Consider the following 20,691-nt stretch of genomic DNA (forward strand, 5'->3'; position numbering starts at 1 on the left):
GTACTCTGATAGAGGGAATACACATGCACCCTTTACTGTCCAAAACCGCGACCGCCCTGGTTGTGACCGCCCTGGCCCAGGGCATCGCCCAGGCAGCGCTGTTTGCCGTAGACCCCGGGCCCTACTTACCGGCCATCGGCTCCTTCGCCTCCTGGTACCAGGACACCCATGGCCGGACGCTCGATTTGTGCCTGTCCAAGGCTGTCAGTTCGCGAGTACCGAGTGCGCCCGGAGCTCCCACCTACATGTGCAGTCTGCTGCCGGCTCCCGGGATCTTCGACGATGCGCAACCGGTGGTCTTCCCGAGCAACTTCCCCGATGAAGCGTTCTGGTTCACCGGTGACGGCTCAATCGTCGATGCCGCTCGCGGCGTCAACCTGACGTACGTCAGTGCCGTCGAAGCTGCCTTCAGTGGTGGCGACCCGGTCGAAGGGGACCAGATCAGCTTTGCCCGCATCCGCATTCGCGTCGACGTGCCCACCGCGGGCACCTACGTCATCACCCACCCCTATGGCGTCGAAGTCTTCAACGTCGACACCCCCGGCCGCCGGGCGATCAACATGACCCGGGACATCGGGATCGGCGCGCCGAAGACCTACGACGGCGCGCTCAAAGGTGACGTCGGGCCGTTCCTGCGCAGCGTCAATGGTCCCTACACCGAAACCAACCCGGTCACCGGTTCCGCCGAGCAATTCGTCGGCGACCCGAACCTGGTGGAAGCCTTCACCGGCAGCCCGTTCAATACCAACTACATCCGCATTGAAGGCCCCAACGGGCTGGATCTGCGCACGACAGTGATGGCCATCTCCGGCAAGTTGTCGACGGTGGTCCGGCCGACCCCGATGATCGCCCAGCGCAGCACCTACTCGCGCACGGCCGGCGCCAGCGCGCCCGTGGCCCAGCAGGACGTTTTCGTGCTGGCCCCGCCGCCGCCCGCCAAGGTGACCCTGGACAGCAACAACCCGGTGCTCAACCTGACCGAGGCCGACACCACCGGCAGTTGGTACGCCCAGTCCGCAACCAACCCGACGTTGCCCAGCACCCTGCAGGTGACCGCCGACAATCACCTGGCCATCCCCAGCAGTACACCGACCACATTGCCCATCCCCCTGACTGACCTGGTGGTGATTTCACGCGCCGAGTACAGCCTGAGCACCGGGCAAATCACCGTGGTCGCCTCCACCAGCGATGAAACATCGCCGCCCGTACTCACCGCCACATCCGCAGGCGGTGCAACCATCGGGGCCTTGAGTGGCGACGGTGCAGTGAAAACCCTGTCCACCGGGATCTCACCGATTCCGCCGGCCAAGGTTCAGGTGACGTCATCCAATGGCGGCAGCGATACCGAAGAAGTGGTCATCGTGCAATGAACGCTCACATGGCCAGATCCTCATCAGGAGGCATCATGAACAAATTGCCACGCCTGGCGCTCAATGCCCTGGGACTGACTCTATCGCTGTCCGGCAGCGCTTTCGCGCAACTCGCCGCCGTTGACCCCGGCCCTTATACCTTTGCCACGGGGAAATTCCCGATCTGGTATCAGGACAACAACCTGCTGTCGATGGAACTGTGCCAGTCCCGGGCCGTGAGCTCGCGGGTGGCGGCCGCCACACCACCGGCCTACATGTGCACCCTGCTGCCGACACCCGGTATTTTCGACGACACCCTGCCGATGGTGTTCCCGGACAACTGGCCAGACGAAGCGTTCTGGTTCATCGCCGACGCCACCATTCCCAACAACGCCGCAGGCTATGGGATGGATGCGTATGTGGCGGGCATAGAAGCGGCATTCGCCGGGGGCAGCCCGCTCGATGGCGATCAAATCAGCTTTGCGCGGATCCGCATGCGGATTAACGTGCCTGTGGCCGGCACCTACACCATCACCCATCCCTATGGTGTCGAAACGGTCAATGTCACCACGCCCGGTCGGCGCGCCATCAACATTACCCGGGACATCGGCGTCGGGGCACCGGGGGTTTTCAACGGGGCATTGAACGGCGCGATCGGACCCTTCCTGCGCAGCGTCAACGGCCCTTACACCGAAGTGAACCCGGACACCGGGACCGTCGAGACCTTCGTCGGCGACCCTAACCTCACCGAACAAGTCACCGGCAGCCCCAACAACACCAACTTCGTGCGCATCCAGGGCCCCGCCGGGACCATCGAGACCAACCTCTTCACCGTGTCCGGCAAGGTCCTCGATAACCGGGCGCAAACAGCGGTGGAACTCAACCGCGCCACTTACCGCCGAACCTCGTCGGGCACCGGCACCAGCACCCGGGTCGAAGTCTTCGGCAAGGCCGACAACAGCTCCACGCTGTGCTTTCGCGAAACCGTCGCCCTGGTACCTGGCCCACCGCCAACCCCCTGCCTGACCAACCTGACCGGCGACGGTACGGGTCTGTTCTTCGGCCATCGTCTGTTCAACGGCCCCGTGCCTGCGGTGGTGGTGCTGACCGCCACCGATCCAACCGGCACCACTCGCCCGACCGCCGTATCGAGCAAACTCAATGACCTGGTGAAAATCCAGACCGCTCGCTACAACTGGAGCAATCACAGCCTGCTGATCGAGGCGACATCCTCTGACGAAGTGGCGGTGCCGGACATGGTCGCTCAAGGCTATGGCCGCCTGTCGAAGTCCGGCACCCTGCAACGCCTGACGGTGGCGGATCTGCCGCAACCACCCGCCAGGGTCACCGTCAAATCCGCCGCCGGCGGCAGCGACACCGAACCTGTTGTGGTGGTCGGCACCGCACCGGACAGTGGCGAGAACCAGGCGCCGATCGCCGTGGCCGACAGCGCGAGCACCAGCTTCGGCGTGCCGATCACCCTCAACCTGCTGGCCAACGACAACGACCCGGATGGCAACGTACCACTGAGCATCACTGCGCTCACTCAACCGGCCGCCGGCCAGGGCACGGTGGCGCAGAGCGGATCGACGGCCGTCACCTACACCCCGCCAGCCGTGGTCAATGCACCACTGACCACGACCTTCACCTACAAGGCGCAAGACGTCAAAGGCCTGGCCTCGGCCAATCCTGCGACAGTGACCATTACCGTGGCGCCCAACCAGCCTCCGGTAGCCGTCGCCGACAGCGTCGCAACCCTGGGTGTGGCGATCCCGATCAGCGTGCTGGCCAACGACACCGATCCGGAAGGCAACGTGCCACTCGCCGTCGCCAGTTTCACCCAACCACCGACAGGTCGCGGCACCGTCACCAGTAATGGCACGGTCCTGACCTACACCCCACCGGCCACAGTCACCACGGCCTTCACCACGACCTTCAGTTACTTCGCCCGGGACAGCTTCGGTGCTGTGTCGACGACACCGGCCACGGTCACGGTGCAAGTCTCGCCACGGCCTGCCGCGGAAACCTTCACGGTGACCACGGCCACGGTGTCCGCCCGTTCCAATAACCGCTTCACCTGGGACTTCGCGGGTACCTCATCGGTGACCACCGGCAACACCATCACCATTCAGGTCAGCACCCCGACCGGGCTGCAAACCCTGGGCACTACCACTGTGCCGGTGACCGGTCGCTGGAGGCTGACGGTGAACAACACCACCACGGTGATTCCGTCGGCGAACCCGACAGCCACCATCACCTCGTCCCAAGGCACCGTGCGCACCGTGTCGGTGATCTCGAACTGAGCCCTCGCCCCATCGACTCCCGAGTCGATGGGGCTGGCCTCCTCCCACAGGACAACGCCATGAATGCGTCGACCGCCACCCTGCTCTGCCTGCTTCTGCTTTGCAGCAGCGCAGGCGTGCGCGCCGACGACTTGATGGAGAACGAGGACCTCGCCCCTGCCGCCGATCTCGGCGAGCTGCCACCGCTAATTGGCCAGCACGCACTGATCGACCAGAACGGCCAGGCCAACATCGCGCTGTTGCAGCAGAACGGTCAGTCGCTGCTCGGCCAGATCGTGCAGTCGGGCAGCAATCAGGAAGCCTGGATCCTGCAACAAGGCAGCGACCTGATGGCCTTGATCACCCAGCAAGGTTCTGGCAACGCCGCTTCGATCATCCAGAGCGGCAGCCACAACCGCGCGCAGATCGCCCAGAACGGCAACAACAACGACGCCAGCATCGAACAGGCCGGCTCGGGACAGCAAAGCGCCGTCACCCAGGCCGGCAACGGCATGAGCGTATCGGTCAAACAATATCGCTAAAGCACTGCACCACTTGGAGGTTTCACCATGTTCAAACTGACGCCCCTCACCGCCGCCATCCTGGTCATTGTCAGTGCCCAGGCCTTGGCCGACGACAGCCTGTCCACGCAAACCCAGTACGGTACCGCCAACATCGCCGATGTGAAGCAGACCGCGGCTCCGCTCAGCACCGCCACCCAGCAGCAAACGGGCCAGGGCAACGATGCCGCCGCCGTGCAAGACACGGCCACCGGGACCATCAGCCAAACCCAAATCGGCGACTACAACGCCGGCTACGCCGAGCAATTGTTCGAGGACAACAGCACCATCACCCAGAACCAGGCCGGCAGCTCCAACATCAGCCATGCCAGCCAGTCAATCGGTATCGGCGGCAGCGAAGCCCTGCAGCAACAGGAGGGCACCGGCAACTTCTCGTTCATCTACCAGGACAGCCAGGAAGGCACGACCGCCAAGACCTACCAGTACGGCGATGGCAACGAAGCCAACATCGAACAGATTCAACTGGGCACGGGCAACAACGCCGTGATCATCCAGTACGGCACCACCAACTACGCGACGGCCGAACAGATCGGCCACATGGGTGGCCAGATCGACATCAACCAGGCCGGCAGCACCAACTATGCCTATGGCGACCAGCGCAACGGCACCGGCGGCGACCTGAGCATCAACCAGTCCGGCGACGCCAACGGCACCGAAATCTGGCAAGACACCCAGATCGGCGCCAAGGCCACCGTCTCCCAATACGGGCAGACCAACGAAACCGTGATCGACCAGAGCTTCGGCGAAAACAACGTGGCCCAGGTGGTGCAAGTCGGCGACCTCAACGCGATCTACGCCGACCAGTTCGAGTCCATGGGCTCGACCCTGGCGCTCTATCAAACCGGCTCGAGCAACGTGCACTTCACCTACCAGAGCGGCGATAACCATACCCTCAACGCCACGTCGGTGGGTACCGGCAACAAGGTCTACGCCAGCAACTGGAAAGGCCCGGAAAAAGGTGGTCAGTTCGGTAGCAACCAGCGCGCGACCGTCAATCAGAACGGCACCAACAACGTCGCCAACTTCACCCAGAAAGGCGCCGGCCACATCATGACCACCTACCAGACCGGCTCCGGCAACAAAACCACCGTGACCCAGGCCGATTCCTACAACGAGCTGTACTTCGACCAGAACGGCAGCGACAACATCCTCATCGCCGACCAGCGCGGCACCACCAACCTGGCCCAGGGCAGCAGCAACGGCAGCGGCAACAGCACCGAGTTCAACCAGGAAGGCACCGGCAACCAGGCGTTCACCACGCAGCTGTATGGCGACGACAACGTCATCACCATCAAACAGGCTGACACCATGAACGTGGCCTACGTCACCCAGGGCGGCACCGCCAACATTGCCAGCGTCAATCAGAGCGGCGTGGCGCAGACCGCCAACGTGCAGCAGTTCGGTACGGCCAACTCGGCGACTGTTTTGCAGAAGTAATTGTGTGGTGTGAAAAACCGCGGCCCTTTGTGGGGGCGCGGTTTTTTTATGCCGCGCAAAACATCTATGGCGAGCGAGCTCGCTCGCCACTGTGGATCGGTGCACCTGCGGGTGATGGGCCGGCTGTCAGGCCGATCTCGTCCACGATGACGCGGGCTGCCTGAATGCCCGCGTTGACCGGACGTTCATCGCGAGCAGGCTCGCTCCTACAGTGGATTGGGTACACCTGCGGGTGATTGGTCGACTATAAGGCCGCCATCGCTGGCAGGCCAGCTCCCACAGAGGATTGGGTACACCTGCGGGTGATTGGTCGGCTATAAGGCCGCCATCGCTGGCAGGCCAGCTCCCACAGAGGATCGCGTGCACCTGCGGATGATTGGTTGGCTGTCAGGCCGCCTTCGCTGGCAAGCCAGCTCCCACAGTGGATCGGGCTACACCTGCGGATGATTGATCGGCCTATAAGGCCGCCATCGCTGGCAAGCCAGCTCTCACAGAGGATTGGGTACACCTGCGGATGATTGGTCGGCTATAAGGCCGCCATCGCTGGCAGGCCAGCTCCCACAGAAAAGCAAGGCGCGCCACCCTGCTCTTCACCACTCATCAGGCCGAGCGTTAGCTCGCCTGCAGCTTTTGATCTTGATCCACCCGCCCCTTCGGAAGGCTGAGTGGAGGTGTTCATCCGGGGAGTGGCGCGCAGCGCCGTTCGACGCAGTCGAACACGCTGCATGTAGGTTGAAGCGAAGCCAACCGGAGGGCAGTGTCCCCGGATGGATACCGTAGCGAAGGAACGCCGAGCCCAAGCGAGGGGCCGGACGCCGGGGCGAGACCTTTTGGTTCCTTTTGTGGCGTTCGGTACGTGTCAAGGTAACTGTCGCCTTAGTCCTACAGTTGTTAGCCCGTTGCGTCCTTAATTTCAGGGCGCTCTGGGTTTAAATACACCGCATCTGCCAGCTTCCAGTTGCGTGTTCGAGTGCTCCAGCGGCTCGGATTAACCTCCCTGGCATCCTCATAAAGCACTGTCCTAGCTTGTAATAGAGCCGTTGCTTTGCCTTCGTGCCGCTCGTTTGGCGTCACGTATTTCAGGGCACTGTGGCGGTGATCTTCGTTGTACCACTCGATAAATTTCTGCACCCAAAGCCTTGCCTCAGTAACCGTATCAAATGGTTGATCCGGCCAGAGGGGGCAGTACTTTGCGGTACGGAAAAGTGCTTCGGCGTAAGCGTTGTCATTGCTCACCCTTGGTCGACTAAAGGATGGCTCGACGCCCAGGGCAATCATGCTTTCGCGTAACAAGGAACCTCTCATGACGTGGCCGTTATCCGAGTGCAGGACCAACGGACGACCCGCTGTATGTTCACGCAAGCATCCCTTTCTAAGCAGCTCACACGCGTGTTCGGCACATTCCACCTCATGCACTTCATTGGCTACCAGCTTGCGGCTGTAGACATCCTTGACCATGTACCAATAGAAAAAACGACCTCTGACAGTGCTGGGCAGCCAAGTGATATCCCAGCACCAAACCTGATTGGGAGCGTCTGCGCGATGCGTTGTCAGCACCCTGCGTTTCGGGGCTTTGGCTCGGCCGCGACGCACGTTTTGATTAGCGGCTTTTAACACACGGTAAAACGTCGACTCCGAAGCCAGGTAGATACCTTCATCAGCCAGTTTTGGAACGATTTGGTGCGGGGTGAGGCTGGCGTAGCCAGCCTGATTGGCAGCATCAAGCACCGCTTGGCGCTCTGTATCACTGAGCTTGTTGGCCGGAGCTGCCCGTTGAGCTAACAGTCGTCCATCACAGTCCGCGTGTCGCCAGCGTTGAACTGTTCGCAGGCTCAGCCCCAGTTCATTACAGGCTTGATATCGGCGAGCACCATTGAGCACCGCGTCCGCAATCAACTTCATGGCTTGCGTACGATCAGAGGCGTTGATCAGTCTTCCTTGTCCTTGCCCCAGATCGCATTGGCTTTTTTTCTGAGTTCCAGCAAAGCCACCGCCTCCGCACGTCCGGCGTCAGACTGTATCAATTGACGCTCAAGTATTTTGATACGCCGTTGCTCGGCCGTCTTAGAGGTTCGGGAGTTGAGATCAACGACCGGATTGGCGTTTTGGCATGCCAGTCGCCACTGCTGGATTTGCTCAGGGTAAATGCCTTTAATTCGGCAATACTGAGAGATCTCCACCTCGCTCAACGGCCCGGTTTCCATGACAGCATTGAATTTATCGGCGCTAGACCATTGGTCGCTGGTCTTGCCGTTTCCCGGCACGATCAAGCCTTTATCTCTAGCCATTTGTCTCCAATTTCGCAGTGACTGTGGTGTGAGATTGAGCGCAACGGCAAGTTCTGCCACTGATCGATTGAGGGGCGGCATCATTTGCAAAACGACCCAGTCTTTGAAGTCGTTGTCGTAGCGTTTACCTAACTTGGACATTGTTATGCACCTTCGCCCTCTTGAATGAACGAGTCAATCAACAAGGGCGACAGGTAGCCTGACACGGAGGGCGTTTGACAAAAGGGACTCGCCGTAAGGGCGAAACCCTAAGCCGCCGTTACCGCAGCAACGGATATGTACGCGGTCAACAACACACAGGTCGGCTGTCAGGCCGCCTTCGCTGCGATGCGGCGCCCCGACAAGCCAGCACCTACAGGGGAACAAGAAACATGAGCGGCCCAAAGACCACCCACCCTCACTCCCCCTGCCCCTCAGGATCCACCTTGTTCTGAGTCAAGTAACGATCCAGCGTCGCATTATTGTCCGGCGAATTATCCCCGGCCACCTGCCACAAACGCCGCTCGATGCCCTGGGCCAACAAATGCCCCACCGCCGCCTCGATCGCCGACAACACACACAACTGCGCCGGTTCGTTGGTGGTGTAACCGACTTCAGCCTCAAGCAATTTCTTGAATTCGATGAACTTGAACACCCCGGCACTACGGCCCACGGAGTAGATGGTCTTGCTGGTCATCACGTTGGCCAGCACCTGACCGCTGCGCACGTCCACCGCCCGCAGGTTGACCGTGACCTGATCCACGCGATACTCCCGGGAAATGTCGATGCCCAGGTAGCGCGCCCCTTCCCCGCCACTCTTCACGTTGGTGTCATAGGCGATGATGCCGCCCTCGAGCATCATGTTCGCCGCTTGCAGCGGTGGCAGTTCACCCTGGATGTTCACCGGGGTATTGGGTTTCTTTTGCGAGGCCCGGATGATCTTGCGCTCGGTCAGCAGGTTCTGCAGCCCTTCACGCTCCAGCACCACGAACCAGCCGCTGGCCTGCAGGGCGTCCATCAGCATGCTCGCCGCGCCCTGGGTCACGCTGGTGGAGAAGGAACTGGCGGGCGTCGGTTTGTACTGCCCGGTCTGATCGCGGAAACCATAGACGACCGCCATCAAGCGCCCCTTGGGCCGTGGCATGTTCAACAAGTCGTAGTAGGTCGAGGCCCTGGGGGTCAGGGTCGGGGTTTCGGTGTCCTGCTCGGCGCCGATCGGCTCGCGCAGACCGCAGCCTTGAAGCGCCGCCAACAGCATCCCCAGCACAATTATTTTTTTCATGTCCGTTACTCCCCGTCGTCCCAAATCCCCATCAAGGGGCCAGGCCATTGACCTTGATTTCCGACAGTTCGCCCGTCGCGCGGTCCGTCACTTCAATCGTCAGCTGCCCTGAGTCGTCGACGACATTGACGATGAAGGCATCGGTGGACAGGCTTCCCGTATTGCCGGCAGAGATGTTGTCCAGCAGTTGCCCCAGCAACCTCGATTGCAATTGACTGCTGAACCGCTCCAGGGCCGATGTCCCGGCCACGGTGGTGCGATCCTTCAAGTCCGGGTCGTCGTAGTCGTTTTGCGCCTGGGCGTTGTTGAGCAGCCAGGTGCCATTCAACGGGTTGCCGCCAAACGACGGGTTGATCGGCGTGTAGACCAGTTCGGTGGCCTGGACCAGCCCACAACTTCCCAGCCCGAGCAACCAGAGCCCCAGGTGCCGCGAGACCGTTTTCGTTTTCATAGTTCGTCCCTCTCAAGGTCCGTGGTGTCCTGCAACAAGGCTTCCAGCTTGCGCTGGACAACCTGCCCGCGTACCCAGTCGGCGGCGTCATAGGCCTCGTCCTTGAGCTCCACGGTGTTCGGCGGCAGGAAGCGCCGATAAACCAGACGCTGTTGATATTCCACGGTCACCAGGCTGCCCCAGCGAGCCGATGGCCGTTCGCGTACCACCAGGTTGAAATCCATCGGGCTGGTGGCGCGCAGGCGTTCACTGAACGCGTAGTAAAACTCGTGGCCGATGTGCGAGATCGTGTCGTCGATGATGAAGCCGAGCATTTCGTCCTCTTCGCCGGCCGAGGCGACACAGCTGCTCAGCACCAGGATCAAGGCCAGGCAGAAACGCTTCATGGCTGCAACGCCTGAGGGGTTTTGCTCTGGCCCTTGGCCGGGCCGGACGCACCATCGAGAAAGGCCTTCTCGGCCACGAACTGCCAGTCCTTGTAGCTGGCCATGCCGTTGAAGTCCGACCACTGGCTGGGAAAGTCCGCCTGTTTGAGCGGTTTGTCCGTGGAAGAACTGGCGATACCGGTGATACGGCCGTCGAAGCCGCGCATCAGGAACCAGTCGCCACCGCCAATCGGGTCCGGATAAAGCTGGCGCAGATGATGTTTGGCGTTGGGAAACCGCTCGTCCTGCAGCAGGTCGGCGAGTTCTTTCGGGTACTGGGCCAGGCCTGGCGAACTGCGGTAGTAGCTGCGCAGTGCCTGGGCGTACTGGGTGCCGACCCACAGCAACTGGCGTTCGCGATCGCGGCGCGAGGCGGTGGCCCACAACTCGCCGGCACTGGCCAGGCCCATGCCCATCACCATGATCAGCAGCAGCGCACCCAGGTAGGTGAAACCGCCCTGCGCAGCAGGCTTACCACTCGGAATAGAGGCTGCCATCACGCGCCCTCCCGGTGGCTCCGCTCTTGATATCAGCCACCCCGCCCTGTACGCCATCCGGCGGCGCCACCAGGACCCAGGCGTCCTTGCGTTCGGCGATCGGGTCCATTGGCTGGTTGCGCAAGTAGCGCTGCTCGACCATTTGCTCGATGGAATCGGGATAACGCCCGGTGTCGCCATAGTAGTGATCGAGGGCTTCACGCATGGCCGACAGGCTTTGGCGCAAGGTGGTCTCTTTCGAGGCTTCGAGGCTGTTGAAATAACGCGGCAAGGCGATGGTCATCAGGGTCGCGATGATTGCCATGACCACCATCAATTCCAATAGGGTAAAACCCTTTTCCCGGCGCATAGATTCACCACTCCCGGTAGGCGATGCCGTTGAGACCCTTGCCCCGGGCCCTGGAGTAAACGTCAAAGACGTCCGCGCCCTCCCGTGGGTTTTGAGCCGTGCTGTCATAGGCGCGCAACCCCCAGCCACCGTCGTCGTCACGCTTGGCCGGTGCCAATGGATCGTGGGGCACGCGCCGCAGGAAATAGAACTTGGCACCCTTGGCGCTGCGCACATCCCGCACACCCTCCACCAGCACTTTCAAGTTCGGCGGGTAGCCGCTGCTGTCGAGGGATTTTTCGATGTAACCGGCGTCGAAAGCCCGTTTGTAGGCGTCGATGGCATCGCGGATCTGGTACAGCGCGGTGCGCAGTTCCTGCTCCTTGCCCCGGCGCACCACGGTCTCGGTCAGTGGCGCAGCCAGGCCGGCCAGGAGGCCGACCAGAGCGAGCGTCACCACGACTTCGATCAGGGTAAAACCGCGTTGCGAGGCGTTCATGATCAAGGCTTCCCGACGCTGACTTCGACGTTGGTGGAAGCCACCGGCCGATCGAGGCGCTGAGGCTGGACCGACGATTCCAGCTCACGATTCGGCGCCTGGATGTGCATGCTGGTTTCGGTACCGGTGGTGAATTCCATGTCCGACGGGCTCTGGTACGGCAGGTTGCGCACCACCCGTGGGGTGATCGACAGCACCAGTTCGGATTTGCCGACGGTGTCCTTGTTACTGCCGAACAGGCGACCCAGACCGGGGATATCGCCAAGCCCCGGGATTTTGTTGCCGGTGGCGCCATGGTCGTTGCGCATCAGGCCGGCGAGGATCTGGGTTTCACCATCATGCAGGCGCAGGGTGGTCTGGGCGTTGCGGGTATCGACCTGCACCGGAATCGTGCCCTGGCGGGTCGGCTCCAGCGGCGTGGCGTTACTGACTTCCAGGGCGATTTTGATCGCCACTTCGTTGTTCAGGTGCACGGTAGGCTGCACTTCCAGTTTCAGACCGACATCCAGGTACGTCACGCTTTCGGTGATCACCGGGCCCTGGGTCGACGGCACCGAAGTGGCGCTGATGATCGGTACGCGCTGACCGATGTGGATGCGCGCCTGTTCACGGTTGCTGACGCGGATCACCGGGCTCGCCAGGGTATTGATGTCGTTGTCCTGGGCGTTGATCTTGGCCTGCGGCGACGGCGAGATGCTGATCCGGCTGGAATCGATGCCCTTGAGCTGATCGAGCAGCGTGACCGCCGAACCGTCGCTATTGACCACGCCGAAGGTGTTCGGCCATTGCAGGCCGAGGTCGAGAATGCGCTGGGTGGCGACTTCCATGACTTCCACTTCCAGCACCACTTCAGGGTTGGACTGGTCTTGGGATTGCAGGAGTTTTTCCGCCATGCGGATGGCATCGCCGGTGTCGCGCATGGTCAGGGTGTTGAGCCGTTCATCGACGAACACGTCGCGGGTCTTGAGCATGGTCTTGACCATGTTCAAGGCCGTGTTGGCATCGATGCTGGTCAGGTAAAAGGTGCGCATCACCAGTTCCTGATAATCCTTGAGCTTCTGCGGCGAATCCGGGTAGATCAACAGGGTGTTTTCGTTCACCACTTTCTGATGCAACTGGTTCTGTTGCAGCAGCAGTTCCACCGCGTCTTCGATGCGCACGTCACGCACGAAGATGGTGGCTTTCATGTCCGGGCGCAGGTCTTTGTCGAAAATGAAATTCAGACCGGCGACCTGGGACAGCACTTCGAAGATGGTCTTGAGGTTGGCGTCGCGAAACTCCAGGGTGACGGGCTTGTCCAGGCGCGTGCGCAGTTGCGGATAGGGAATCACATTGCGGCTCTGCACCAGACGCACATTGCTTTGCAGTTCCAGGGCGCCCTCATTGTTCGGGTCCAGTTCAAGGATCTGTTTGACCTGACGGTCGGCGGCGTAGATGTCGCCGCGACGCAGATCCCCACGGGCCAGCTCGAGTTTTTCGTCGAGACTGCGCAGGTGATCGAGCTGGCGTAAGGCGTCCTGGGCCCGGCGGTTGTTCGGCTCGATGGACAACACCCGGCCGTAGGTCAGACGGGCCGAGGCGAAGTCGCGCTGGGTGCGGCTCATGTCGGCCTGGCTCAACAGCGCCGTCACCGCACGGGCCCGCCCGCTGGTCAGCGCCAGGTGCAATTCGGTATCGCGGGGATTTTCGCGCAGGCCTTCCTGGATCCGTGCCAGGCCGGCTTCATACTGACCCGACGCCATCAGGTCGGCTCCCTCGTCCCTGGCCAGTTGCGCCGAACTGCATGCGGCCAGCCCCGCACAGAAACCCATGCTCATCAGCAATCGGAATGTGTTCATTGCGCGCTCCCCACAGACAGAGTCTGGGACAAATGCAGAGGCAGATAGACCAGGCTCAGTTCCATGTCGGAAATCCCCTCGATCTTCCATGTTGCGTCGATCACATCCCCTTTGCGCACGACGTAGATTTTCTCGCCGCTCTGCAAGAACACCTGCAGATCGGTACGGTCATCCATGCGGCCAATGAACTGGAAAGGCATCGGCGGTGCAGTGGGGACCTGCACCACCGGAGCGACGTTGACGGCTTGTTCGGTGACGCTGGCCAGGGTCGGTGCAACCTTCCAGCTGCGGGGGGCGAACAGGTCGCCGGCCGGGCTCAGGTCCTTGATCGCCGCCGGCGCGCCCGAGGCTGACGCGGCCGTCAGCTCGCCACGGGTTTTGCCTTTGGCGGGCGTGGCCACTGCCGCGACATCGGCCTCGCCGTCGCCGGCCGGTTTCAAGTAGTCGGGCAACCAGGCCAGCGCCGCCGCCACACCGAAGAACGCTACCCAGCCCATTGCGCGTTTGCTGTTCATCATGACCTCGACAGGTAAAGGGTCATGCGGATCCGCCCGGTCAGGTCGGTGTCGGCGATCTTCTTGCGCTGCAACTCCACGTCCTCCAGCACCACCGCCGGCAACTGGCCGAGCAAGGCGTGCAGGAAGCGCCGCAGTTGCGGGTAGCTGCCCCGCACCGGCAGCAGGATCTGGTAGCGCGCCAGGTGGGTTTTCGGATCGATGCCCAGGGAATACTCACCACGAGCCAGGGTGATGCGTTCCTGGGCGGCCAGCGCATAGATCTTGTCGATGGCCACGGTGGCCTGCGGCTGGGTCGGCAGCTTGCTGCGGAAATCATCCAGTTGCCGTTGCGGCACCACCGGCGCGGCCACGGTGCCTTCTTCGACTTTGGCCAGGTATTCGCGGGCTTCGCGGGTCTGCTGGCTGAGCTGTTGCACGGACTGCCAGTCGGGCAGCAAACCGGCCAGGCCATAGGTGAGCGCCAGCACCAGCAAAGCCAGCCCCGCCAGACCGGGCACGCCCAGGCTTTGCAGGTACTCGTGGACGATCAATCTAGGGATTTGCATCGCCAATCTCCCAGGTAGCCGACAAGTTGAATTGCACCGGGTGCTCCGGCACGTTGGCGACGATTTCGTGGCTGAGCAGCGACACATCGGACAGCTCGTCGCTGGCTTCGAGGCGGCGGTGGAAGTCGAGCATGGCGTCCAGATCCCGCGCCTCGGCGCTGATCCGCAGCTGGCCTTTGCGGGCATCCGGGGTCAGGGTCAGCAAGGCAATGTTGTCGCGGGGCATGGCTTCGAGCGTGGCGAACAACTGCTCCCAGGGGCGGCGCAATTGCTGGGACACCTTGCGCATTTCGGCCAGGTTCTGTGCCTGTTCGCGGGTTTCCGCCGGGGTCAGGCTGGCCTTGCTGCCCGTGTCGCCGGTGAGCACGCGCTGGGCGGTTTGCAGGTGACCTTGCTGTTGTTCGGCCTCCGCGCTGAGGTGTTGCTGGATCACGACGCAGGTCAGCACCAGCACCACACCGCCGGCCAGCAGGCTCCAGCCCAGGGGGCTGGCGCGGCGACGCGGTTGAAAGTCGAGCATCAGGGCGCGCATGTCAGGCCACCGCCCGAGACATGACGTACAGGCAATCGTGTACGGCTGTCCGGTCCTCTTCGAGGGTGCGCAGGTGCACACCGGGAACGTCGGGGTGTGAGTCGATACGGGCCGGCGCATGCAGGTACACGTTCAGCGGCCGTTCACTGGTGGAGGCCTGCAACTGGCTTTCGCGGCCGATCAGAGCGGTCAACGCAGCATCGCTGTCACTGCTGCCCACCGAACGCACCGCCGCCCAGCGCCCTTCGCGCGCCAGCAGCAACACACTGCGCACTGGTTCGGCGACCACGAACAGGAAGTCTGCGGCGTCGAAGCTCTTGTCGAAATGATTGAACGCGGCCATCAGGTACGGCTGCACCGAACGCAATTTCAGGCCGCGACCGCTGACCAGCGTGCGCAGGCGTTCGAGCAAGTCCTGCGGCAGCGCACTGGCGACGCGGTCGTAGCCGGCCGGTTCGGCCGAGAGCACCAGGCTCCAGGGTTGGCTCGGTACGCCGTAAAGGTCTTCGAAGCACAGTTGGGCAAACCCGCGCAGTTCTTCGGGGCTGCTGATCTGATCGCTCCAGGGCACCAGGCAGAAACGGCTGAAGTGCCCGGAGATCACCACGGTCAACTCCGCACCGGCGCGGGCATGCTCGCCCAGCAGCCGGTCGAGGGTTTCCAGGGCCACGGCCCAGGCATGGAAACCTTCATCGATGAAGCCGACGCTGCCCAGCCACAGGGTTTCGCTGCCCTGACGCCGACCCAGGCCGACACCACTGGCGCCGAGGACGGCGACATAACGCTCACGAGATAAAAGTGACACGATTGATCTCCTCGAGAGTGGTCCGGCCGTGTTGCACCAGTTCCAGCGCCGACTCGCGCAGCAGGCGCAAGCCACGTTTGCAGGCGTGGGCCTTGATTTTCGAAATGGGTTGGCGCTCGACGATCATTTGCCGCAGTTCGTCATCCAGGTGCAGCAATTCGGCAATCGCGCTGCGGCCGCGGTAGCCGGTGCCACGGCAATGGCCGCAGCCCTTGCCATGCACGAAGTGGTAGTGAGCGACCTGCTGCGGATCGAGCCCCGAGGTTTGCAGTTCCTCTTCAGTCGGGGTGTACGTCGTGCTGCAGCTGCTGCAGACCAGACGAATCAGTCGCTGGGCCAGTACTGCGTTGAGGGCGCTGACCAGGCTGTAGGGGTCGATTTCCATCTGGGTGAAGCGACCGATCACGTCGAACACGTTGTTGGCGTGAATGGTGGTGAACACCAGGTGCCCGGTGAGTGCCGATTGCACGGCGATCTGCGCGGTATCAGGGTCGCGGATTTCCCCGACCATGATCTTGTCCGGATCGTGGCGCAGGATCGAGCGCAGGCCACGGGCGAAGGTCAGGCCTTTTTTCTCGTTGACCGGGATTTGCAGCACGCCCGGCAGTTGATATTCCACCGGGTCTTCAATGGTGATGATCTTGTCCACGCCGTGGTTGATCTCGGTGATCATCGCGTACAGCGTGGTGGTCTTGCCGCTACCGGTGGGGCCGGTGACCAGCACCATGCCGTAGGGTTCGGCCGCCAGCCGGCGCAGTTGGCGCAGGGTTTCGTCTTCAAAGCCCAGGGCTTGCAACTGCACACCGCAGACCTTGTCCGCCAGGTCCTGTTTGTCGAGCACCCGCAGCACCGCATCCTCGCCGAAAATGCTCGGCATGATCGACACCCGGAAGTCGATCTGCCGGCCGCTGATGCCGATCTTGAAGCGACCGTCCTGGGGTACGCGTTTTTCACCGATGTCCAGTTCAGCCATGACCTTGACCCGGGAAATCACCTGTTCGGCGAACTCGTTGCCCTGGATCTTGCTGATGTTGTTCAGCACGCCATCGATCCGGTACTTGATCACCAGGCCGCTGCCGGTGGTGCCCAGGTGGATGTCGCTGGCGTGCATTTTCAGCGCGTCGTACAGGGTCGAGTTGACCAGTTTGACGACGACACTCGAATCTTCGCTGATGCTGGTCAGGGACAGGCTTTGCAGGTTATCGATTTCGCTGCCGGCGTCGCTCTGGGCGTTGAGTGACTCCACGGCGTGGAAGCTCTCTTCGTGGCGTGCCAGGTAGGCTTTCAGGTCGTCGGCGTGCACCAGGTACAGCGGCGCGCCGTGCAGGCAATCATCGATCCAGGCCAGACGGGCGGTGTCGAAGGGATCGGCAAACACACCGATGACCGCATCGTCGTGACGCAGCAGGGTGAATTCACGCTTGAGGCATTGGGCCAGGGTGACCCGGTCGAATACCGGGGTGGCTTGAAACAGGCTGTCGGTATCGAGCACCGGGTAATGCAGGGTCGCGCCGAGGCACTGGATGAAGGGCATGGGGGGCAGTTCGCAAAGCTCCCCGAGGGCATCCAGCATCCGTTCACCGGAACTGGCGGCCAGCGCTCGTGCCTGGGCTAATTGCTCACTGGAAAAACGGCTGGGTAGACACTCCGACGGCGACGGCTCGACAACAAGGGATAGACGGTCCATGGCTTGCTCTCCAACGCCCGGGGCTTTGAGCCCTGTCGACGCGGCGAGCTGGTTCGGCGGGGGCCGGAACGTCTTGTCGCGCCACTACTCCCCGGTGAGCAATTGTTCGTCGTCTGGCGCCATGGAGGCCGATGAACTTCGTCGGCGATCGGCAAGCACCCAGCTACCGTCGTACAACTGCAGCGGGAAACTTTCGGTCCTGCTCTGGCGTCGTTCGACGAATCCTTCGGAATCCTTCACACCTGCTTTGGGTTCGCGCTTCATCCCCAGAAGATCACAGACTGCACGGGCCAATTCCGCCAAAGGAAAGGGTTTGAACAGGATGTGGCTGACGCCCAGTTGCCGGGCCCGCTCGCAAACTTCTGCGGTGGGGTGGCCTGTGATCAGCACAAAATGACACTTCCTGTTCTGGCGGACGGCATCGAGCACCTCAAAACCTTCCATATCGGGCAAGCGGTAATCGAACACCATCACATCGGGTGAAAAGCGTTCGGCTTCGCCAATCGCCGCTTCACCGTTGTGTGCTATCCGGACTTCCAGCGCTTGTGCCTGCAGGTAGCCCTGGAGGTTTTCCGCAAGCAGCTGTTCGTCTTCAACAACCAGTACTTTGTTTAACAAGGTGGACTCCTTGAAACCGCAGGGCCGATTACCGAACCTGGTGGAGTGCGCGCCTTCAACAGGTCTAACGCACACTTCATGCCAGGCCGGGCGCCGGTCGTTTTATCGCTTCATGTCCTTGAATTTAAAAACAATGCCTTTTCGTCCACTTACCGTTCCCCCCAAAAACGGGGGAACCCGAACGGATTTGCATTGAATCGTTTCCCCACTTTTGGGGAAAAGCTCAATCATCGTCAACCCGTTCGATCCGATGACTGGATCGCAGCTGCGCCAGTGCCTGTAGACGAGCCTGAACCTGTTTCTGCCGGGCAAGGTACGCCCGGACCATGTCAAGTCCTTGCTCCTCTGTGACATCGGCGGCCTCCACTCGGTTCTCCAGATAGATCAAATGCCAACCCACTGCCGTGCGCACCGGGTCGCTGACGGCTCCCGGCGCCAGGGCAAAGGCTGTCGCTTCGAACTCCGGCAGCATTCGCCCCCGGGGAAAGTAGCCCAGTTCGCCGCCCTCGCTGGCCGAGGCGTCTTCAGACCCCTCCCTGGCGACACTGGCAAAATCGGCACCTTGCGTGATTCGGGTACGCATACCTTCCAAGCGTAGTCTTGCGGCTTCAACAGTGGAAGCATCCGCTCCCTGAGGCACCTTGATCAGGATATGCCTGACCTGTACTTCCTCGGGCCGGTTCATCTCGGCGCGGTGCTCCTCGAAAAATGCCCGTACCTGTTGTTCATCCGGCTCGCCGACTTGGGTCAGGTCGGCGAACACTTGCTGAGCCGCCAGTTCACGGCGGGTGTATTCGGCATAGCTGGCCTCATCGAAACCGGCGTCTTCCAGGCGCCGGGCGAACACCTCGGCACCACCGAAGGCCTGGCGGGTCTTCTCGACCTGGCTTTGCACCGTGGCATCGCTGATCACCACCCCGCGCTTGAGCGCCTCCTGCCAGAGCAGTTCCTTGTCAATCAAGGCATCCAGCGCCGCCTTGCGCAGCTGCTTGTAAGCCTTGGGATTGCGAATATTGCCCACCGAGCGCCCCTGATCCTCCAGGTACTCGGCGAAATAACGCTCCAGGCGCAGTTGGGAAATTTCCTCGCCATTGACCCGCGCCACGGCCGGACCGTTGCTGCAGTATGCCGCTGGCACCCACAGCGCCCACAGAACCAGCAAAGTGTTGAGTTTCATCTAGGGCCTCCGGTCAAGGCATCGCGGCAATCGGTTTGTAAGGGGCAACCAGGAAAAAACGCTGGTCAGGCAAGTCCACGGTGACGATGTGCGCGCCACTGAGGCCCTGGCGCCGACCCGGCCCGAAACTGATCAGCGGGGTCAGCCCGGTATCGAAGTCATGCAGGCCTTCCAGGGCCTCGATCAGTTTTTCGCGGCTGGCGTCACGCCCGGCCTGCTTCATGCCTTCGCTCAAGAGCATCATCGAGCTGAACGCACCGACTTGCAGAACCGCATGCTCGCCGCCCAGTTTCTGTCGCTCGCGCACCTGGGTCAGGGCCAGGCGCCCGGCCCGCGTCCAGTCGCTGGGCACGAACGGATAGGCCAGGAATACCCGACGGGAAAAGCCGCTGGGTACTTGCAGCAAATCACCCGCCACCTGATTCGAAGCGGCGAACAGGTAAGGCACCTGGCCCGCCGTCTGCAAGCGCTCGGCGAGCAGACTGAAACCGCCGCTGCTGCCCATGTAAAACACCGAACGCGAACCCAACGGCAACTCATCCTGCGTCGCCCCATAGGCTTGCAGGCGCACTTTCTCCCAGGCGTTGTCTTGCAGGTACTGGGCGAGTTTCTCTGCGGCCAGCCGTTGACCAGGCTCGTCCGGGTAGGCGATCAGCGTCGGCCCCTGCAGCACCCGCAAGGTGGCGGTGGCGTAATTGGCCAGTGCAATCATTTGTTCGCGCAGCCCCGGCAGCGGCTCGAAGATCTCTCGACTGGCCTGGGTCGTGCCTTGCAACGACAGCGGCCCGATCAGGGGCACACCGGCCTGCTCCAGGCGTGCTGCCATGTCCGCTTCCAGCGCTGGCGCCAGCGGTGCGATCAGCGCGAACACCTGCTCCTTGTCGATCAACTGGTCCAGCGCGCGCACGGCGCTGGCGCGGTCGGGGCCGGGATCGAGGATGGTCAGGCGCAACTGCCGACCATGAATCCCGCCCGCCTCATTGATGCGCGCCACGCAACCGTTGAGCACCGCCGCCACCGTGGCGCCCTCCTCGCTCAGCGCGCCCGTGCCCGGTAACAAGGTGCCCAGGTGCAGACTGTCAGCGTCGAGGCCCGGATCACGGTCATCGGCCAGGCGCTTGAGGTACGCCGTGAGGTTGTGCTGATCCTTCATCGACAACACGAACCTGGGCATCGCCGGGTCGAGTCGATTGTTGCCGGGATCGCGCCCCTCCTGAATCGCCCTGGCCAGCGTGCCCTCGGTGTAGGCCGGGTAACTGCGCCCGTTGATTTGCTGCTGGCCATAGGTGCTGGAGAGCCGCGTCCAGGTCAGGTCCGGCGGCCGCACGCCGCCTTCGGGACGGCCGATGCCATCGCGGCCATGGCAATTGACACACGGCAGGCTGGTGGCCGGCAGCAACATGCCAGCCGCTCCGACCCGGGCCATGATCGGCTCGCCACGGGCCGACACGCCCTCCCGGTACAGCCGTTTACCGGCGCTTTCGCTGGGGGTCAGCGTCATCGCCTGGGCGCTCAGGCTGATGCCAGACACCATGAGCAGGCCGAGGAAGAGGGCTTTTTTCATGGCCCGGAC

At 62.2% G+C, this 20,691-nt stretch carries 20 protein-coding genes; 4 read left to right on the forward strand and 16 right to left on the reverse strand.

Annotated elements, in window-relative coordinates; genetic code table 11:
* Positions 1-23 precede the first annotated feature (23 nt).
* From BLV61_RS04975 to BLV61_RS04990, 4 genes are read left to right on the forward strand one after another with little or no spacing between them, the layout of a single operon-like run.
* Positions 24-1,370, forward strand: a complete 1,347-nt coding sequence (locus tag BLV61_RS04975; protein ID WP_090463078.1) for a hypothetical protein — start codon at positions 24-26, stop codon at positions 1,368-1,370.
* A gap of 35 nt (positions 1,371-1,405) precedes the next feature.
* Positions 1,406-3,652, forward strand: a complete 2,247-nt coding sequence (locus BLV61_RS04980) for an Ig-like domain-containing protein (protein ID WP_090463081.1) — start codon at positions 1,406-1,408, stop codon at positions 3,650-3,652.
* Positions 3,653-3,711: 59 nt separating this feature from the next.
* Positions 3,712-4,173, forward strand: coding sequence for a curlin (locus tag BLV61_RS04985; RefSeq protein WP_090463084.1), 462 nt, complete (start codon positions 3,712-3,714; stop codon positions 4,171-4,173).
* A 27-nt stretch (positions 4,174-4,200) separates the two neighbouring features.
* Complete coding sequence (locus BLV61_RS04990; protein ID WP_090463087.1) at positions 4,201-5,649, forward strand: curlin; 1,449 nt, start codon at positions 4,201-4,203, stop codon at positions 5,647-5,649.
* 891 nt (positions 5,650-6,540) lie between these two features.
* On the opposite strand, the gene BLV61_RS05000 is transcribed toward BLV61_RS04990, so the two are convergent.
* The 16 genes from BLV61_RS05000 to BLV61_RS05075 all read right to left on the reverse strand — a co-directional run bounded on the left by BLV61_RS05000 (position 6,541) and on the right by BLV61_RS05075 (position 20,682).
* A protein-coding gene (locus BLV61_RS05000; RefSeq protein ID WP_090463090.1) for an IS3 family transposase occupies positions 6,541-8,078 on the reverse strand; the annotation gives its coding sequence in 2 pieces (ribosomal slippage) (positions 6,541-7,628 and positions 7,628-8,078; 1,539 coding nt in all).
* 256 nt (positions 8,079-8,334) lie between these two features.
* Positions 8,335-9,198, reverse strand: a complete 864-nt coding sequence (locus tag BLV61_RS05005) for a CsgG/HfaB family protein (RefSeq protein ID WP_047530657.1) — start codon at positions 9,196-9,198, stop codon at positions 8,335-8,337.
* A 31-nt stretch (positions 9,199-9,229) separates the two neighbouring features.
* Positions 9,230-9,649, reverse strand: a complete 420-nt coding sequence (locus BLV61_RS05010) for a curli assembly protein CsgF (protein WP_047530660.1) — start codon at positions 9,647-9,649, stop codon at positions 9,230-9,232.
* Positions 9,646-10,035, reverse strand: coding sequence for a curli production assembly/transport protein CsgE (gene csgE / locus BLV61_RS05015; RefSeq protein WP_047530662.1), 390 nt, complete (start codon positions 10,033-10,035; stop codon positions 9,646-9,648). The genes BLV61_RS05010 and csgE overlap by 4 nt, the downstream gene beginning before the upstream one ends.
* Complete coding sequence (locus BLV61_RS05020) at positions 10,032-10,571, reverse strand: type II secretion system protein (protein ID WP_090463093.1); 540 nt, start codon at positions 10,569-10,571, stop codon at positions 10,032-10,034. The genes csgE and BLV61_RS05020 overlap by 4 nt, the downstream gene beginning before the upstream one ends.
* Entirely contained in the window at positions 10,546-10,920 is a 375-nt protein-coding gene (locus tag BLV61_RS05025; RefSeq protein ID WP_047530667.1) for a type II secretion system protein, read from the reverse strand. The genes BLV61_RS05020 and BLV61_RS05025 overlap by 26 nt, the downstream gene beginning before the upstream one ends.
* A gap of 4 nt (positions 10,921-10,924) precedes the next feature.
* Positions 10,925-11,398 (reverse strand): type II secretion system protein, encoded by a 474-nt coding sequence (locus BLV61_RS05030; RefSeq protein WP_047530670.1) that lies wholly within the window; start codon positions 11,396-11,398, stop codon positions 10,925-10,927.
* A gap of 2 nt (positions 11,399-11,400) precedes the next feature.
* Positions 11,401-13,236, reverse strand: a complete 1,836-nt coding sequence (locus BLV61_RS05035) for a secretin N-terminal domain-containing protein (RefSeq protein WP_090463096.1) — start codon at positions 13,234-13,236, stop codon at positions 11,401-11,403.
* The gene (locus BLV61_RS05040) at positions 13,233-13,751 is read right to left on the reverse strand and encodes a hypothetical protein (RefSeq protein WP_090463099.1); all 519 of its coding nucleotides are present in this window, start codon (positions 13,749-13,751) and stop codon (positions 13,233-13,235) included. Before BLV61_RS05040 ends, BLV61_RS05035 begins: the two co-directional genes overlap by 4 nt.
* Positions 13,751-14,299 (reverse strand): GspMb/PilO family protein, encoded by a 549-nt coding sequence (locus tag BLV61_RS05045; RefSeq protein ID WP_090463102.1) that lies wholly within the window; start codon positions 14,297-14,299, stop codon positions 13,751-13,753. The genes BLV61_RS05040 and BLV61_RS05045 overlap by 1 nt, the downstream gene beginning before the upstream one ends.
* The gene (locus tag BLV61_RS05050; RefSeq protein ID WP_090463104.1) at positions 14,286-14,831 is read right to left on the reverse strand and encodes a PilN domain-containing protein; all 546 of its coding nucleotides are present in this window, start codon (positions 14,829-14,831) and stop codon (positions 14,286-14,288) included. Before BLV61_RS05050 ends, BLV61_RS05045 begins: the two co-directional genes overlap by 14 nt.
* A gap of 1 nt (position 14,832) precedes the next feature.
* Positions 14,833-15,636 carry a hypothetical protein gene (locus BLV61_RS05055; protein ID WP_090463107.1) on the reverse strand — a complete coding sequence of 268 codons (804 nt, stop codon included), beginning with the start codon at positions 15,634-15,636 and terminating at the stop codon, positions 14,833-14,835.
* Positions 15,617-17,323 (reverse strand): GspE/PulE family protein, encoded by a 1,707-nt coding sequence (locus BLV61_RS05060; RefSeq protein WP_090463110.1) that lies wholly within the window; start codon positions 17,321-17,323, stop codon positions 15,617-15,619. Before BLV61_RS05060 ends, BLV61_RS05055 begins: the two co-directional genes overlap by 20 nt.
* Before the next feature lie 84 nt (positions 17,324-17,407).
* Positions 17,408-17,941 carry a response regulator gene (locus BLV61_RS05065; protein WP_047530689.1) on the reverse strand — a complete coding sequence of 178 codons (534 nt, stop codon included), beginning with the start codon at positions 17,939-17,941 and terminating at the stop codon, positions 17,408-17,410.
* Positions 17,942-18,164: 223 nt separating this feature from the next.
* Positions 18,165-19,118, reverse strand: coding sequence for a peptidylprolyl isomerase (locus BLV61_RS05070; RefSeq protein ID WP_090463113.1), 954 nt, complete (start codon positions 19,116-19,118; stop codon positions 18,165-18,167).
* A 13-nt stretch (positions 19,119-19,131) separates the two neighbouring features.
* A complete protein-coding gene (locus BLV61_RS05075; protein WP_047530695.1) occupies positions 19,132-20,682 on the reverse strand; it encodes an ABC transporter substrate-binding protein in 1,551 nt (516 codons plus the stop codon).
* Positions 20,683-20,691 lie beyond the last annotated feature (9 nt).

It is taken from the genome of Pseudomonas mohnii (genome assembly GCF_900105115.1).
Classification (GTDB): Bacteria; Pseudomonadota; Gammaproteobacteria; order Pseudomonadales; family Pseudomonadaceae; genus Aquipseudomonas; species Aquipseudomonas mohnii.